Here is a 15,641-nt window from a genome sequence, read left to right on the forward strand (position 1 = left end):
TGGCGTCTTCTAAAGCTTTTTGAAAAAAGCTTCACCAAAAACTTTTACTAATTTTCAAATACTTATCGCCAGAAGCTTTCTGACTTTGACTGAAGCGAGCGGTGGCCAGGACTTAAAAGCCATAACATCTTATGATCCGTGGCCCGGTGTCAGGCGATACTGTTCGATCTGTGCGGCGGCTCCCGAAAACTGGTTGAAATCCGGTGTTTTGTCGCAGGATGTGGCCACCCGGTACAGGCAGATGCTGTCATCCCTGCTGCAGCTTATTTTGCGGGCATCCGAATGGACAAGATCGAAATCTGACCCGGCGAGGACATGACTGTACGCGCCCCGGTTCTGCTCCATCTGCGCGGGTGTGGTGAAAACATAGAACGGCCTGCCGGGGGGCAGTATGCTGTATCCGCCGAAATGCGCCCAGTCTTCCGGAGGATCGGAGAGGGCCAGGCCGCAGAAATCAGGCTGTGCGACAGCTCTTTTTTCCATCAGAAGCGGAATACTTTTCTGTGTCAGCAGCGGGAGATAAGTGCTGGCGAAAACCAGTCCGCAGCATGCCGCCTCCAGTATCACGGCTTTTGGAAACCATCGCCGGGTGGTTTCTTCTCCGGTGACGAAATGGGTCAGCCCTGCTGCCGCTGTCAGGATGAAAAGCGGAATTGCCGGATAGATGAACGACATTTCCTTATGCGCGATGCAGGAATGATAGCCGACGATCACCAGCGTCATCGACAGCGGAAATGTGGCGTATTTTGCGCCCCGGATGCAGAGCAGGAGGATGGCTATTGTGGCTGCGCCCCAGAGTCCGCTGTATTTCGCGGGAAAGTACAGAATGCTTTGCCGGCCGAATGTGTTCGCCACGCCCATGGAGGCGTTCATGTGATAATTATGGAAGACCGACTGAAACGGATAACCGAGTGTCAGAGCATCGACGATACCGAGAGCCGCGATCGGTGGCACGAGGCTTATGCTGACGGGGAGCAGTGCCCGCCAGCCACCTTTCAGGAACAGAAAGGCGCAGCCGAAGAGGACTGCGGGCGCGAACTGAAAACGCACGGCCGCCGCGCTGCCCAGCGAAAAGCCGCAGAGAAGCAGGAGGAGAAACGTAGCCCGGCGTGGCTCACCCTTCCGCTGCCGGTCCAGTGCGATCATGCCGGCGATGGTGCCGGCGGCGAGCATGTTGCCTCCGAGGCACTCGCCCAGGGTCCGGAAACCGGCGCTGACCAGATCCGGCCAGAGGGCGCCGGCGAGGCCGAAAAGCCATGCGCCCTGACGTCCGGCCTGTCGCCATCCGGCCTGAACGAAGAGAATGACGAGCGGCAGGGAGAGTATGGCGAAGATCGTCCGCACGAAGGCAATGGAAAAACCCGGTCCCAGTGTGTGTGAGATCCGGAACAGTCCGGCGATGCCGCCTGGCACCAGCCAGGAGCGGATGCCCTCATGCCAGTCCCACGTCACGACGCCGTATCCGGTCACCAGACGGTAGGCCGGTTCGAGATACTGATAGATCTCGTCGGGACGAAGTGGTCCTGGCAGAGCGAGGCTGACGAGAAGCCGTGCGCTCAGAGCGATAACGAGTGACCAGACAAGCGGCGCTGTCCGGCCTGTCGTGACGGTCTTCTGTCTATCTGGCATGAGAGATGATGGTCTCCCGGAGTTCCTGTGAGTCCGTGCGGATTTCCGATTCGCGACGCCGCGGGTCAGAGGCCGTCGCCAGGGAAAATCCCGTTATGAGCCTGCTGGCTGTCACATTTTTTCCGGAATCAGGAAATGTCTTTTATTGACCGGGGTATATTCTGACCTCTCCGGATACGATCCGGGTGAAGGCATCGGGCGGCTTCCGGTGGGAATTGTATGATGAAACAGGATCAGTTCGCTGGAAGAATGCACGGTCATCCTGTTTCGTCTGCCTCTGGCCGGTCCGGATGTCGTTGTCAGGTCCGGAAAAGACCATGCCGGGTCCGGTGTCCGGAGGATTACCACACTTTCCGCGTGGGATGAACGCGACCCTCCTGCGGGGGCGTTTCGGGGGAAGACGATATAATCCGGATGCAGATCGGTGTAGAAAAATCAGAACAATCGGGGGACCGGTTTTTCTGGCGTGTTTTCTGGCTGACGGCAGTGCCACAATAAAGAGCGCCGCACAGGATGAAACATAATATTACAAGTATATAAAAAATGAAATACTACGGTGTTAATTAATTACATCTGGTGATACTGAGAAATATTATTCTTTCTGGAGAGTATTTCAGCCTTCACAGCCATAATTTTTTGCATCATTAGTGATATATTATTTTTTCGGGCAAATCTTTTCCGGATCGGCTGTCCGGGTTTCTCCTGTTCCTGATGGTCATGAGTCGGAACCAGGGCGCAGCGATGCTTTGTATTTCCGGCGTTTCGGCGGCGGATCATGACGTCCGGGCTTTTTCCGGAGGGATGGCACATATGATCATTCTTGAGGAAGACAGGACCATCATCCTGCACACGCCCAAATGCGCGGGGAAAGCCCTCAGGAAAGCATTTGCGGGTATGACATCCGAGACGGAGCAGTGGGACTGGAGTTATCTCCGGTCGACGGGGGAATGGGTGGACCGGGCGCATGTGCCGCTGAGCGTTCTGCGGCAGATGCCGGAGTGGGAGAAATTCAGCACCTGGACTTTCATTGCCGTCGTGCGCGATCCTCGCGCCCGTCTGGTGAGTTCGCTCAGAGAACATCTTCTGCAGCACCGGGAGAAAGATCCGCTGGCGGTTCTGGACCGGCTTGATGAAACCAGAATCTGTCACGATCCCCGCTATATTCACTTTATTCCGCAACACCGGTTCTCGCATATCGGGAACAAACGGTATGCGGATTTCATCGTCAGAACCGAAAGCCTGGCGGCCGATCTGCGTGCGGTCGGAACGCTCTGCCGGTTCGGGAAGCATTTCTTCGATGCGGTCGACAGGATCATGAAGGCGCCGGAAAGCCGCGAGAGCGGGACGGCGCCGGATATCGCGGAGAGAATAACCGCCTGTCTGGCCCGGTTCTACATCCGGGACTATGCGCTTTTTGGCTATGCCATGCCGGATTTCTCCGGAAAGCTTCCGGGCTGGTTCAGCGGCCTGCTGACCGATCCCTTATGCTGGCCCGAGTGGAGCGGCTACGGGTACACCGAGGCTGCTTATGACCGTTTCAGGCGTGGCGTCGAGCGGGACGCCATGCTGAATGCGCTGCTTCGTGAAAACCGGACGCTGCGGAGTCAGTGCGAGGCGCTCCGGACGGGGCAGATGACGGCCTGAGCGCGGCGGGCGAGCCGGGACACGCCGCATATCGCCCGGGCGCGCCCGGCTGGTTGTCAGCGGAAACCTTCCAGCACGATCTTGCCTCTTACCGTTCCGCTTTCCAGCAGCGCGTGTGCCCGGCGAAGAACGGCGGCGGTGATTGGCCCCAGAACTTCCGTCAGTGTGGTTTTCAGAACGCCGGCGTCGATCAGACTGGACCCTTCTTCGAGAATCTCACCCTGCCGGCCCATATCCGCGGTCTGGAAGGTGGAACGGGTGTACATCAGTTCCCAGTGGGTGGAGACGCTTTTCGCCTTGAATGGCATCACGTTGAGCGACGGCGGATCGTCGATCAGGCCGAAACGACCCTGAGGGGCGATCAGACTGACGATGTCGTCAAAATGTTTGTCGGTCTGTGTGGTGGAGAACACGAAAGGCGGCGCTCCGGTCGGGAGGGCCTCGATCTGCGGCGCAAGCGGCTGGCTGTGATCGATGATGTGATGCGCGCCGAGATCCCTCACCCAGGCTCTGGTTTCCGGACGGGAGGCGGTCCCGATGACGGTCACGTTGCCGGGTCGGCGGGCGACCTGGGTGGCCATCGAGCCGACGCCGCCGGCCGCGCCGATGATCAGAATGGCGGGGGTCATTCCGGGAACGGGGCGGGTGATGTCCAGCCGGTCGAACAGCATTTCCCATGCCGTGATGGCGGTCAGCGGGACCGCGGCGGCCTGAGCCCAGCTGAGCGTGCGGGGTTTGTGCCCGGTGATCCGTTCATCGACCAGATGAAATTCCGCGTTCGTGCCCTGCCGGGTGATGGCTCCGGCATAGTACACCTCGTCCCCGACTTTGAAACGCCGCACATCAGGGCCTGTCGCGGTGACGATTCCGGCGGCGTCCCAGCCGAGGACTTTCCATTCGCCGGGGAGTGGCTCGGCGCGCATGCGGACTTTTGTGTCCACAGGGTTGACCGAGACGGCTTTCACTTCGACGAGCAGATCGCGTCCGGCGGGTTCGGGACGCGGGAGTTCGATATCGACGAGGGAGCGTTCGTCCGTGACTGGCAGGGACTTCTGATAGCCGACAGCGCGCATGGTGATCCCTTTTCTGAATAGACGGCCGCTGACTGTACGGGCCGTTGTTATCTGTGCCGCTCAGACAGAGCGCGACTGACGGGCTTCCGCAAGGGGGCGGATGAGATTGCCGGGCTGTAATGGCAACTGGTTTATTCTGGCGTTTATGTCTTTTGCAAACAGGAGACAGAGCAGGGCTCTGCCCTTCACCCCATTTTAATTAATAAATCGGGATCAAACCCTTTGCGGGGTTCGGGGCAAAGCCCTGAAAAGCCCCCGCGCCTGTATTCGCAAAAAATACAAACACCTTTATTTCGGCCATTGTCTCAGTCTGGCTTCATAGAGACGCGCGATTGCGCCTTCGAGCAGAGGCGCCGTCAGCTTTTCCGTGCTCAGGTCGAGAAAACTGTAATAAAGCTGACGCTGCAACGCGACCAGATAAAAACAGTTCCGCAGATGCGGCTGGTCGATCTGGCGGTTCAGTTCGAGCACCATGGTGCCGGGCTTTGCAAAGATCAGATTGGCGAGGCCGGCGCCGTGAGGGGCCATGATAAATTCGGCCTGACGGAAAAGAGCGGCCTGCGTTTCAAAATCGAGCTTTTCAGGAAAGACTTTTTCCAGCTCCTCGTCCTTCAGAACACGTTCGATTTCGGCCTGTTCTTCCGGCGTGATACGGGGATCGCTGCTGCCTTCCCGTGTGATGTAAAACCGTTTCGGAAGGTCCGGACGGTATTGGATATCCATGCCGTCGAAGACCCGGCAGGGCCGTGCGAAACTGACATACAGCTCCGGCATCTGGGGAGCATGCCAGAGAAAATGGAGCTTTTTCGCGCGCCATATCCCGTTTCCCGTGCGACGGACGCGGTTTTTCAGGCCGGCGAGATCGAGGGAGGCCTCGAATGTTTCCGATGTGAAGGAGGGGCGCTGGGTGTCCGGATCGATAACGCTGAAATCCGGGATCACCAGATCGACGGATTTCGGAAGAATGCTGTCCGCGATGCTGGTTTTTGAAATGCCGTACAGAAGCCAGTGATAATAGTGGGTCCAGGCGGCGTCGAACCCGATAAAGACTTCGTCGAGTTCATCGCGGACCGGCATGTCCGGCAGATGCTTTGCCGTTCCGCTGAGAAGATCCGTTGATGAAAAACAGGATGGTTCGAAAACGATCCGGCTGTCGGCGTCCAGAATCATGCCGTACGCGTCCGGGTCGATCACGAAGCGGGCATTTTCCAGGGTGAACAGTGACAGCGTAACGGCCGGCATCTTTACGCTGCGCGCGGCGGCGTCCGCTTCGGCTTCGTAAAGCGCCAGTCCGCGTTCGAACGATTCGGTGGACTGGTCATCGAAAGCGGGTACCGGCATCGGATACCGGACTGAGGCAGTGTAGCAGACCGGCTGTCTGTCCGGTTCATCGAACGCCGAAATGGCCCCGTTAAGCGCGAGAATATCGTTTTGAGCCTGAGACATAAAGCTTCCGGTCGGGGGCATGCTCCGGACCTCCCGAAGCACTGTTCAGCGGAAGAGTGTACCAAAAAAATAATTACAAAACGAATACGGACATGAGGAAAGATTTCGTCGGTCCGGACAGACGAAATCGTCCCGGGGACTGTTTCAAAGCCTTCAACGCACAAAAATTCTCATGAAAATAAAGTTTTTGGATGCCGCCTTTTTTCAGAAAGGCGGCGTCTTCTGAAGCTTCCTGAAAAGTGCTTCACCAGAAACTTCTTTATAATTTACATGCGTTTTCACAGACAGGTTTTTGAACCAGTCTCTTATACGATCTGCTCGTATGATCCGCGCATCCCGGGTTTCGCAGGCCTTGCCGGTGGCCTGCCCCGGGTCTGGCATGAGCGGGGCTGACGGAACGGTGGAATTTTTTACTGGCCCGGATTTTTACTGGCTCTGGGCCGGGGGCAGCGCCCGGATCTGGGCCGCGATCTGGTCGGAGGCCTGTCCGAGCAGGGTGCTCAGGGCAGAGACCATGGCGCCGGTATCTCCGGGAGCCGGGGTTTTCAGCAGGATTGTCCGGCTGATCTTCGGCGCATCAGAGTCCTCACGGTGAACGGCGACCTGGGCTTCCAGCACGGCATTGTTCGCGTCATCGCGCGCAAACCGGGTGATGACGAGTTCGACATAGGCCTGTGGCGTGGTGGCTGTGGCGTCATCCTGGACGAACAGGCTGATGCCGGGCAGGCGCTGCGCGAGATCCTGCGCCAGCACATGCGGAATCTGGTCGATCAGCGGGCCGGACCAGGAGTCGGTGGCGGATACTCTGAGCTTGTAGCCGCTGTCGCTGAGGACGATGCGGTCGCGGTCCAGGGCGCCGGCGATGGTGGGTTTGCGGACCTCGATCACGGAAGGCAGCAGGTTCGGTGTGGTGAACCCGAGGGGAACCGGCTGTAGCGGTCCGGCGACGGGGGCGAGCGTATAGAGTGAGGGTGACGAGGAGCTGCAGGCCGTGAGACTGACGGCGAGTGTCGTCATCAGGGAGGCGGCCAGAGCGACTCTCGTGGCGGTTTTCATCCCGGCTTTCGCTGTTGCTGCGGAAGCCGCGCCGGAAGTCGCGCGGGCGGTTGCGCCGGCGACTGTCCGGGTGAAGGAGGCGCGGCGTGGCCGGGCGGGACGACTGCCGGAATGACGGGCGGGGAGACGGGTCAGATCCATGGCTTAACGTCCGGTCACAAGAGCTGAGGGATGGTTGGTCAGGAATTCGGAGAGGAAGCGCAGGGAACGCGCCGTGTCACCGAGCTGGACCACCATGGCCTGGAGGCTCCGGTGGAAATCCGTATCGCCGCCATAGCTTCCGAGCAGTTTGTTCGCATTTTTCAGGGTTTTATCCAGCTGGTCGCTCATTTCCGGCAGGCGCTTCATCAGCGGTTTCATGCCCTGGTTCGTGTTGTCCAGCAGGCTGTGCAGGCTGCGCAGCGAATCACGCAGCTGGACCAGGGATTCCCGGACTTCCGGGCTGTTGATCTTCTGGTCGGCATGCGACAGCAGGTTGTTGGCGTTGTCTCCGATCTGCTCGAACGGCATGGCTGCGAGCTTGTCCGAGACGGTGGAGAGCGACTGCATGATGCCGCTCATTCCGCCGGCCTGACCTGGAATGATCAGCGTATCGCCTTCCATGGTCGCGGTCATGGGTGGCGCTTTCTTGACGAAATCGAGCGAGATATTCGTCTCGCCGGTGAGCATGCTCACGCTTGCGGCGGAGGCACGCAGGCCGTTGGCGACCAGCGCCTGCATGACCGACGCCATGGAATCGTGCTGGATTTCGTTTCGCGCCAGCACGCGCTCGGGCTGGATGTCCATTGCGACACGCACGCGGGCGTGGCCGGTCTTCTGGTCGATCTGCAGTTTCACGTCTCTGACGGAGCCGACCTGGATGCCGAACATCGTGACGGAGCTGCCGACGGCGAGGCCGGAGACGGAGGAGGAGAGATAGGTCGCCGTTTCGAGACGCTCGTGATAGCCGGCGTCGTCCGCGGTTTCCTTGTCGTCATAGAGCTGGAAGATCGTGTTGGCCGGGGCTTCCTCGACGGTTTCTCCGGATGTTCCCGGATTGCTCAGCGAGAAGGCGATGCCGCCTGAGAAGAGAGCCTGGATCGACTGCATCTGGACTTTCAGGCCGCCGGCTCCGAAGCCGACCTTCACGCCGGACGCGTTCCAGAAACGGGTGTTGGTCCGCAGGTAGTGATCGTAGGGTTCACGCACGAAGAACTGGATCAGCACGGGGCCGATCCCGCCGGGCGGCAGGGTGTAGCCCAGCACTTCCCCGACATCGACGTCGCGGAAAAAGACGGGGGCGCCGGGACCGATGGACCCGATCGAGGGCGTGACGAGGGAGTAGGTGCGGCCGGGCTGATCGGACTGCATGCCGGGCGGGGATTCGAGGCCGGTGAAATGGGTGGCTTTTCCGCCACCCTGCGGACCCGGATCGAAGGCGATATAGGCCCCGGAGAGCAGGGTTTCGAGGCCGGTTACGCTGGCGCCGTTGATGCGCGGACGGACGACCCAGAAGCGGGATTTGTCGGAGAGCAGGCCGGCGGCGCTGGCGTTCATCTGCACGCGGACGTCGACGTGCCGCATGTCTCTCGACAGCGTGATGGCGTCGACGGTGCCGAGCGTCACCGCCTTGTTCTTCACCTGCGTCTGTCCGCTGGTCAGGCCGTCGGCGGTGTCGAAGGTGATCATGATCTCCGGCCCGCGATTGTACAGGCTCCTCCAGAGAAGGAAGACGGCGATCAGCACCGAGATGATCGGGATGACCCAGATGATCGAGAAACGGGCTTTTGCCACTTTCGCCGCGGGCGGAGAATCCGGAGTTCCGGGGTTGTTCTGTTCCGAAGTCACGCTCTCGCCGGCTCCATTTCGTGCTGAATACTGGCGACGGCAGTCTGCGCGACACCTGTTAACGCTTCCCTTTCGGGGGGTTCGTCCGCGGCCATCCGGCCGTTCCGGCCGGCGACATCCCACATCAGTCTGGGGTCGAAACAATGGACCGCGAAGATGGTGATGACCACGACGGCGGCGAATGAGACGACGCCGGCATTGGCGGTGACGTTGGCCAGTTTGCTGAACCGGACGACGGCCACGAGAATCGAGATCATGAAGACGTCGATCATGGACCACCGTCCGATGACGTCAATGACCCGGAAAAGCTTCGACCGGAAGAGCAGCCCGGTTTTCGATTTCCGCCGTGTCTGGATGATCATGAATCCGAGGCCGACGATCTTGGCGACCGGCACGGTGATGCTGGCGAAAAGCACGAGCAGGGAGAGCGGGATCATGCCGTCCTGCCAGAGTTCGATCACGCCTTCGATGATGGTGTGGCCGCCGCCGTTTCCGACCTTGATGACGGTCATGACCGGGAAAAGATTGGCCGGGAAATAGAAGGTCAGGGCCGAGAGCACGAGTGCTGTGGTGCGTGTCAGGCTGTTGGCCTTGCGGCGCTGCATTTCATGGCCGCAGCGCGGGCACTGGCCAACGGACCGGGTCTGCGGCACCGGCTCGGGGAACGCGCCCACGAGGCCGCAGGAATGACAGGAGAGCATGTGCTCCACCGGAGGCATTTCGATGTCGTGGATGCTGACGCGGTCCACGACGACGTGGCTGCCGTCGGGACGTTCCAGGGTTCCTTCCACGCGGCGGCGCTTCCAGATCAGGTCCTTATCGAGCGTCTGGTCGGTGGTGGCCATGCTGATCATCAGGGCGGCGATCAGATAGGCGGCGGTGCCGACCTCGACATGGGCGAGATCGACGAGCTTGGTGTAGGCCACGAAGATGCCGAGGATGTACACCTCCATCATCGACCAGGGCCGGAGCTTTTCGTACCAGGCGAGCAGATGCGGCGCCCAGTCCGGCAGTTCCTCGAAGAATGCGGAGGTGAGGATCAGCCCCATCATGGCGATGACGACGCCGGGGGCCAGGATGGTGACGAGTCCGACGAGGATGCCGACCTCGCCCCACCCTTCGTGCAGCAGTTCCATCGGGCCGGTCAGCAGATCGACCGAGCGCTCCCTGCCGTACAGGTTCAGGGTCATCAGCGAGGAAGCGATGGTGGCCAGATAGAGCGCGGCGGAGGTGATGCAGAAAGCCAAGGGCGTGGCGATCGGCGCGGTTTTGTTCCGGCGTTCGAGCGCCTGATCGCAGCGTGTGCAGCGTGCCACCGTTCCCGGCGCCAGGTCTTCCAGTACCTGGAACTCCCCGCAGCACGGGCATTCCACAAGTCCTTCGATGACTTTGACGTGGGGAGACTGCCTCCGCCCTCGTCGGGCCAGCTGGACGGCGCCACGATAGAGGCGATTGGGGAGCGAGGATGGCATCCGGACGTTTTATCCTGGACGGGCTGTAACAGCCAGGCCGAAGCGATATTGCAGCCATGCCGGATATCCGTTACGGGGCCGGCATATGGCGCAGCGGGCCGATATAAGGCCCCCTGCCCTGTGGTTTTCCAACGGAAAGGGGAGCGCTGCGGACACGTTTCCGTGCGGGCACTCATGCCTGGCGGAAGGGGTATTCGCGATTTCGGAATTTGCTGGTCTGATGGGCGGGGAAAACCAGATCAGGCCGGGGTGATCGGGACGACCTGGAGACCGTGGTGCCGGCGAAGAGATTCGAACTCCCGACCCCATCATTACGAATGACGTGCTCTACCAACTGAGCTACGCCGGCAACGGGGCGGCTTATAATGACATAGCAGAGGGCGCGCAAGCGTTCTTTTTCGGCCCGAAGGCGCCCGTCAGTCGTCACCTGGGGCGCTCCTGTGGCGGTCTGTCGGAGCTTCGGACAGGGGCTTAAACGAGGATGTCAGACGGGGAGTTCGGGATCGGATTTTACTTCTTCCATGACAGTGTAGGTGTGAGTCTGCCGGACGCCTGGCAGGCGGGTGAGCGTTCTGCCCAGGAAATTCCGGTATGCGTTCATATCCCGCACGCGGGCCTTGACCAGATAATCAAATCCACCAGCGACCATATAACATTCGCTGACCTGCGGGATCGACTTTATTACTCTGGAGAATTCGTCAAACAGGCCCGGGTCCGACCGGTCCAGTGTGATCTGGATAAAGACGAGAAGTCCCAGTTGCAGAGCGTCCGGATCGAGACGGGCGAAATATCCTCTGATAACGCCCAACTGTTCTAACTTCCGGACTCTTTCGAGCGTCGCCGCGGGGCTGAGATGGATCGCGCGTGACAGATCCAGATTCGTTACGCGCCCATCCCGTTGTAAATACCTCAGAATTCTGCGGTCTGTCTCATCCATCAGCCCCTCCCGTGCAAAATATTATTTTCCCGTCTTCCTGTAATCCGAACATAAAACGGTCTGTCTGACGATGTTCCGTTACTCATTCGGCTGGAGGAAAGATACACCGGCGATCAGATCTTCATCTGGAAAGAGCGTTCATGGTCCAGTCGTTCGCCACCCTTGCGGATGCCGTTCCCGCACGATCCCCCCTGCGGCAGGCGATTACTGACAACACGCTCACGCCTGAATCCGTCTGCGTCGAAGCCCTGGCCGGGGAGGCCACTCTGCCGGCGGAACTGTCCCGCAGCGTGCAGGAGATCGCCGCCCGCCTGATTACGGCGCTGCGTGACGCGGGGACCAGTGGTCTCGTTCAGGGGCTGGTGCAGGAATATGATCTTTCCACGCGGGAAGGTCTTGCACTCATGGGTCTGGCCGAAGCATTGCTCCGCATTCCCGATACGGCGACACGGGATGCGCTGATCCGCGACAAGATCGCTCGCCGTGACTGGCGCGGACATGCCGGAGGAAGCTCCTCATTCTTCATCAATGCTGCGGCCCGGGGACTGGTGATTTCCGGAATGATCCTCTCTCCGCGCAGGTCGGCCGGGTCCGCAGAGAATCTGGTCGGCGGTCTGGCGGACCTTGTCGCGCGTTGCGGAAAACCGGTGATCCGGCATGGGGCCGATCTGGCGATACGTCTGATGGGCGGCCAGTTCATTACCGGTCAGACCATTGAAATCGCGCTGAGGAACAGCCGCCGGTCCGGTAAAAAGGGATTTCGATATTCCTATGACATGCTGGGAGAGGCTGCGGCGACGGCTCAGGATGCCGCGCGGTATTATCGCGATTATGAACACGCGATTCACGCAATCGGAAAAGCAGCAGGTGGACAGGGTGTCTTCCGGGGGCCGGGCATTTCGGTGAAACTGTCAGCACTGCACCCGCGTTATTCACGTCTTCAGCGTGAACGCGTCATGACGGAACTGCTGCCGCGTCTCCGGGCGCTCGCGCAGCTGGCCTGCCGCTACGACATCGGTTTCAGCATTGATGCCGAAGAGGCTGACAGGCTGGAACTCTCGCTCGATCTCTTCGAGGCGCTGTGTTCCGATGAAACGTTAAAAGGCTGGCAGGGTCTCGGCTTTGTCGTGCAGGCGTATCAGAAGCGGGCGCCCTTTGTGCTTGATCTGCTCATCGATCTGGCCCGGAGCAATGGACGCCGCCTTATGGTGCGGCTGGTTAAAGGCGCTTACTGGGACAGCGAGATCAGGCGCGCGCAGGTTGACGGCCTGAGCGGTTTTCCGGTTTTTACGACAAAAGCCCATACGGATATTTCTTATATTGCCTGCGCCAGAAAGCTGCTTGCTGCGCCGGATGCGGTGTTCCCGCAGTTTGCGACGCATAATGCACAGACGCTGGCGACGATCCTTACACTGGCCGGACCGGATTTTTCTGACGAGGACTATGAATTTCAGTGTCTTCACGGCATGGGCGAGGCGCTGTACCGGGAGGTTGCCGGACCGGAGAAATATGGGCGTCCCGTCCGTATGTACGCTCCCGTCGGAACACATGAGACGCTTCTCGCCTATCTAGTCAGGCGCCTGCTTGAAAATGGCGCGACTTCCTCTTTCGTCAATCAGATTCAGGATAAAACCATTTCTGTTGACGATCTGACCGCCGATCCTGTGAGCAGGCTGAACGCGCAGCCTTCCGGGGCCGCCATCCGTCTGCCTGAAAATCTTTATCAGCCGGAGCGGCTCAGTTCTGCAGGCCTGGATCTGTCTGATGAAAACGCGCTGCGTTGTCTGGCCGGACATCTTTCCCGGTCTTCGACATCTGGCAGCGGTTCCGGCACGACGATCAGCAACCCTGCCGATCATCGGGATGTGGTCGGGACAATAGTATTTTCCACACCGCAGCAGGTGGACGTGGCGATCGGTCGTGCACAGGCTGCTTTCGAAAAATGGCGGAAAATTTCAGTTTCGGAACGGGCTGGTCTGCTGACACGCGCCGCCGAAGCGCTGGAAGCGGACAGGCCGCGTCTGATGGGTATCCTCGTGCGCGAGGCGGGCAAATCGCTCGCTGATGCTGTTGCTGAAATACGCGAAGCCGTCGATTTCCTGCGTTACTATGCCGCCGGAATTGTCAGATCGTTTAGTCAGGAAACACACCGTCCGCTTGGTCCGGTTGTCTGCATCAGCCCCTGGAATTTCCCGCTGGCGATTTTCCTTGGTCAGGTCTCGGCGGCGCTCGCTGCCGGCAATACGGTTCTGGCGAAACCCGCTGAGGAGACGCCTCTGATTGCGAGGGAGGCTGTCCGCATTCTGCATGATTCCGGCTTTCCGGCGGATGTGGTTCAGCTTCTGCCGGGTGCGGGCGATGTCGGAGCCGGGCTGGTCGGCGATACGCGTGTCCGGGGCGTGTTGTTTACCGGCTCCACTGAGGTCGCGCGTCTGATCCGGCGTCAGCTTGCGGGGCGGCTGAATCCGGATGGCGCGCCGGTTCCGCTGATCGCGGAAACCGGCGGCCAGAACGCGCTTGTTGTCGACAGCTCCGCTCTTGCCGAGCAGGTTGTCGCCGATGTCATTTCCTCCGCTTTCGACAGTGCCGGCCAGCGCTGCAGCGCTCTGAGAATCCTGTGCCTTCAGGAAGAGTGCGCTGACCGGGTCCTCACGATGCTCAGGGGGGCGATGGCGGAACTGTCTGTCGGCAATCCCGGCGACCCTGCGACCGATATCGGGCCGGTCATTTCCGCGGACGCACAGGCATCCATTACGGCTCATATCGACAGGATGCGGGCGCGGGGGTACCGGATCTGGCAGACACCACCGGCTTCGGGCCAGGATCAGGGCAGTTTTGTTCCGCCGACACTCATTGAAATTCCTGATATCGCTGTGCTCCGGCAGGAAGTCTTCGGACCGGTGCTGCATGTGGTGCGCTATTCGTCACATGAAATCGACCATCTGATCGACGACATCAACGCCACCGGCTACGCGCTGACATTCGGAATTCATACCCGGATCGATGAGACGGTTGCGCGGGTTGTGGCGCGTTCCCATGCCGGCAATATCTACGTGAATCGTAATCTGATCGGGGCGGTTGTGGGCGTGCAGCCGTTCGGCGGCCATGGTCTCTCCGGCACAGGCCCCAAAGCCGGCGGTCCGCTTTATCTGCGTCGTCTGCTTTCCACCTGTCCGCCAGTGGATGCGGCGCTTGCCGGTCTGCTTCCGGTGGCGACTGTCCGGTTCCGGAACTGGTTGCGGAGCGCGGGCGGGATCGTGGCGGATGCACGCGAGCCTGTTGCGCCGGCCGGTGCAACCATGACGCTCCCCGGCCCTGTCGGGGAAGAGAATGTCTACAGTCTGATCCCGCGTGGCACCGTCCTGTGTGCCGGTCCGGACCGGGTTGCCCTGATCTGCCAGATCGAAGCGGCGCTTGCGACCGGCAACCGGGTGGCGGTTCCGCCGCATTTGCTGACGGGTCTGCCGCCTGTGCCGCCGGAACTGGAGCAATGGATTCATGCTTTCGGAGACGGCTCGATTATCGATGCCGCGCTCTGCGCGGGGAATGAGGAGGAACGCCTCCGCCTCGAGAAGAAACTCGCAGGCCGGGAGGGGCAGATTGTCTCGCTGCACGTCCCGCGGGCTGATGGCAGCTACGCATCTGAATGGCTTGTTCTGGAGCGCGTCTGCAGCACGAACACGACCGCGGCGGGCGGCAATGCCGCGCTCATGACGGTCCGACAGTCTCCGCCCTCCATGCCTCTGACTTCTGCGGCTCTGGCTGAAACGGGGACCGGGCCGGCATTTCCGGCCGGCACAGAATGAGCAGTCCTTGAGAGAGCGGCTCGTGTTTCCCGAAAGCTGCCGGACTGGCTTTCCGGAGAGGGCATATCACGGGAAAGCGGCGTTCAGATCGGGACGGGTCCGGGCTGTGAAGCCTGTCCCCTGCCCTGCTTCCCTATCCTGCTTCTCCGTCGCCCGCTCCCATCCCTCTGATGGCCTCCAGCAGCACATGCGGCGTGTCGGCCGGGCTGACACCGAGATGCCGGCAGACCGCCAGCACCATCGTCGCGGCAACTGTTTCGGGCGATTCATTCGGGCTGCAGACGGCGCTGCCCGTTATGACATTTTCCACTTCGCGCATAAATTCAGGATCTTCAGACATGCGGCACCCCCGGTCGTGGTCGTCTCGCCTCAACGCTGAAAACGTCGGCGGGATTGTCCTGTTGCAAGTTGTGATGATTGTGTCCGGATGAGAGCGGCGCTTTTCTCTGAATGCGGGCCGTTTCTGTGATGTGCTGTTTTCCTTGTCCCTGACAGACCCGTGTCGCATTGTTGCTAATGATGGCATCATCCGTTTCGGGGCTGTTTTTTTTCGGGTGGGGGTCTCCGGCCGGGTCCGGCGTGCCTCGTTCCGGATTTTGTCATCATGGTTTCGGAAGTGCCGAAGCTTTCCGGAATACACTTTTTTTTACGGCAATCGCCGGAGGAGAATTCTGTTTCCGACCTGCCGTGAAACAGGACATGAAACCGCCGGTTCTGAGGGACAGATCACTGACTCTGATGATCCGCTGGC

General features: G+C 60.2%; 10 protein-coding genes and 1 tRNA gene. 2 read left to right on the top strand and 9 right to left on the bottom strand.

Annotated features, from left to right (window positions below):
- Positions 1-129 precede the first annotated feature (129 nt).
- Complete coding sequence (locus GOB93_RS07805) at positions 130-1,629, bottom strand: glycosyltransferase family protein (RefSeq protein ID WP_173582946.1); 1,500 nt, start codon at positions 1,627-1,629, stop codon at positions 130-132.
- A 717-nt stretch (positions 1,630-2,346) separates the two neighbouring features.
- Between GOB93_RS07805 and GOB93_RS07810 the strand changes: the two genes are divergently transcribed.
- Entirely contained in the window at positions 2,347-3,273 is a 927-nt protein-coding gene (locus GOB93_RS07810; RefSeq protein WP_242010620.1) for a sulfotransferase family 2 domain-containing protein, read from the top strand.
- Positions 3,274-3,329: 56 nt separating this feature from the next.
- On the opposite strand, the gene GOB93_RS07815 is transcribed toward GOB93_RS07810, so the two are convergent.
- From GOB93_RS07815 to GOB93_RS07845, 7 genes are all read right to left on the bottom strand, one after another.
- On the bottom strand, positions 3,330-4,346 hold the full coding sequence (locus tag GOB93_RS07815; protein ID WP_173582947.1) for a zinc-binding alcohol dehydrogenase family protein: 1,017 nt from the start codon (positions 4,344-4,346) through the stop codon (positions 3,330-3,332).
- Between the two features lie 288 nt (positions 4,347-4,634).
- Entirely contained in the window at positions 4,635-5,792 is a 1,158-nt protein-coding gene (locus GOB93_RS07820; RefSeq protein WP_173582948.1) for a glycosyltransferase family 61 protein, read from the bottom strand.
- 426 nt (positions 5,793-6,218) lie between these two features.
- Positions 6,219-6,989: a PqiC family protein gene (locus tag GOB93_RS07825; protein ID WP_242010621.1), complete on the bottom strand. Its 771-nt coding sequence runs from the start codon at positions 6,987-6,989 to the stop codon at positions 6,219-6,221.
- Positions 6,990-6,992: 3 nt separating this feature from the next.
- Entirely contained in the window at positions 6,993-8,675 is a 1,683-nt protein-coding gene (locus GOB93_RS07830) for an MlaD family protein (RefSeq protein WP_173582949.1), read from the bottom strand.
- Positions 8,672-10,147 carry a paraquat-inducible protein A gene (locus GOB93_RS07835; RefSeq protein WP_173582950.1) on the bottom strand — a complete coding sequence of 492 codons (1,476 nt, stop codon included), beginning with the start codon at positions 10,145-10,147 and terminating at the stop codon, positions 8,672-8,674. The genes GOB93_RS07830 and GOB93_RS07835 overlap by 4 nt, the downstream gene beginning before the upstream one ends.
- Before the next feature lie 273 nt (positions 10,148-10,420).
- Positions 10,421-10,496, bottom strand: a tRNA-Thr gene (locus GOB93_RS07840).
- A gap of 135 nt (positions 10,497-10,631) precedes the next feature.
- Positions 10,632-11,084 (bottom strand): Lrp/AsnC ligand binding domain-containing protein, encoded by a 453-nt coding sequence (locus tag GOB93_RS07845; protein ID WP_173582951.1) that lies wholly within the window; start codon positions 11,082-11,084, stop codon positions 10,632-10,634.
- A gap of 140 nt (positions 11,085-11,224) precedes the next feature.
- On the opposite strand from GOB93_RS07845, the gene putA reads away from it, so the two are divergent.
- Entirely contained in the window at positions 11,225-14,890 is a 3,666-nt protein-coding gene (gene putA / locus GOB93_RS07850) for a bifunctional proline dehydrogenase/L-glutamate gamma-semialdehyde dehydrogenase PutA (protein ID WP_173582952.1), read from the top strand.
- A 133-nt stretch (positions 14,891-15,023) separates the two neighbouring features.
- Here putA and GOB93_RS07855 read toward each other — a convergent pair whose 3' ends face one another.
- A complete protein-coding gene (locus GOB93_RS07855; RefSeq protein ID WP_173582953.1) occupies positions 15,024-15,230 on the bottom strand; it encodes a hypothetical protein in 207 nt (68 codons plus the stop codon).
- Positions 15,231-15,641 lie beyond the last annotated feature (411 nt).

Source organism: Acetobacter musti, from assembly GCF_011516835.1.
In the GTDB taxonomy this organism is placed as follows: domain Bacteria; phylum Pseudomonadota; class Alphaproteobacteria; order Acetobacterales; family Acetobacteraceae; genus Acetobacter; species Acetobacter musti.

Excerpts from the sequence above, each read along its gene's own strand:
- putA (WP_173582952.1), top strand. The coding sequence starts at position 11,225 with ATGGTCCAGTCGTTCGCCACCCTTGCGGATGCCGTTCCCGCACGATCC.
- GOB93_RS07835 (WP_173582950.1), bottom strand. The coding sequence starts at position 10,147 with ATGCCATCCTCGCTCCCCAATCGCCTCTATCGTGGCGCCGTCCAGCTG.
- GOB93_RS07845 (WP_173582951.1), bottom strand. The coding sequence starts at position 11,084 with ATGGATGAGACAGACCGCAGAATTCTGAGGTATTTACAACGGGATGGG.
- GOB93_RS07805 (WP_173582946.1), bottom strand. The coding sequence starts at position 1,629 with ATGCCAGATAGACAGAAGACCGTCACGACAGGCCGGACAGCGCCGCTT.
- GOB93_RS07810 (WP_242010620.1), top strand. The coding sequence starts at position 2,347 with ATGAGTCGGAACCAGGGCGCAGCGATGCTTTGTATTTCCGGCGTTTCG.
- GOB93_RS07815 (WP_173582947.1), bottom strand. The coding sequence starts at position 4,346 with ATGCGCGCTGTCGGCTATCAGAAGTCCCTGCCAGTCACGGACGAACGC.
- GOB93_RS07820 (WP_173582948.1), bottom strand. The coding sequence starts at position 5,792 with ATGTCTCAGGCTCAAAACGATATTCTCGCGCTTAACGGGGCCATTTCG.
- GOB93_RS07825 (WP_242010621.1), bottom strand. The coding sequence starts at position 6,989 with ATGGATCTGACCCGTCTCCCCGCCCGTCATTCCGGCAGTCGTCCCGCC.
- GOB93_RS07855 (WP_173582953.1), bottom strand. The coding sequence starts at position 15,230 with ATGTCTGAAGATCCTGAATTTATGCGCGAAGTGGAAAATGTCATAACG.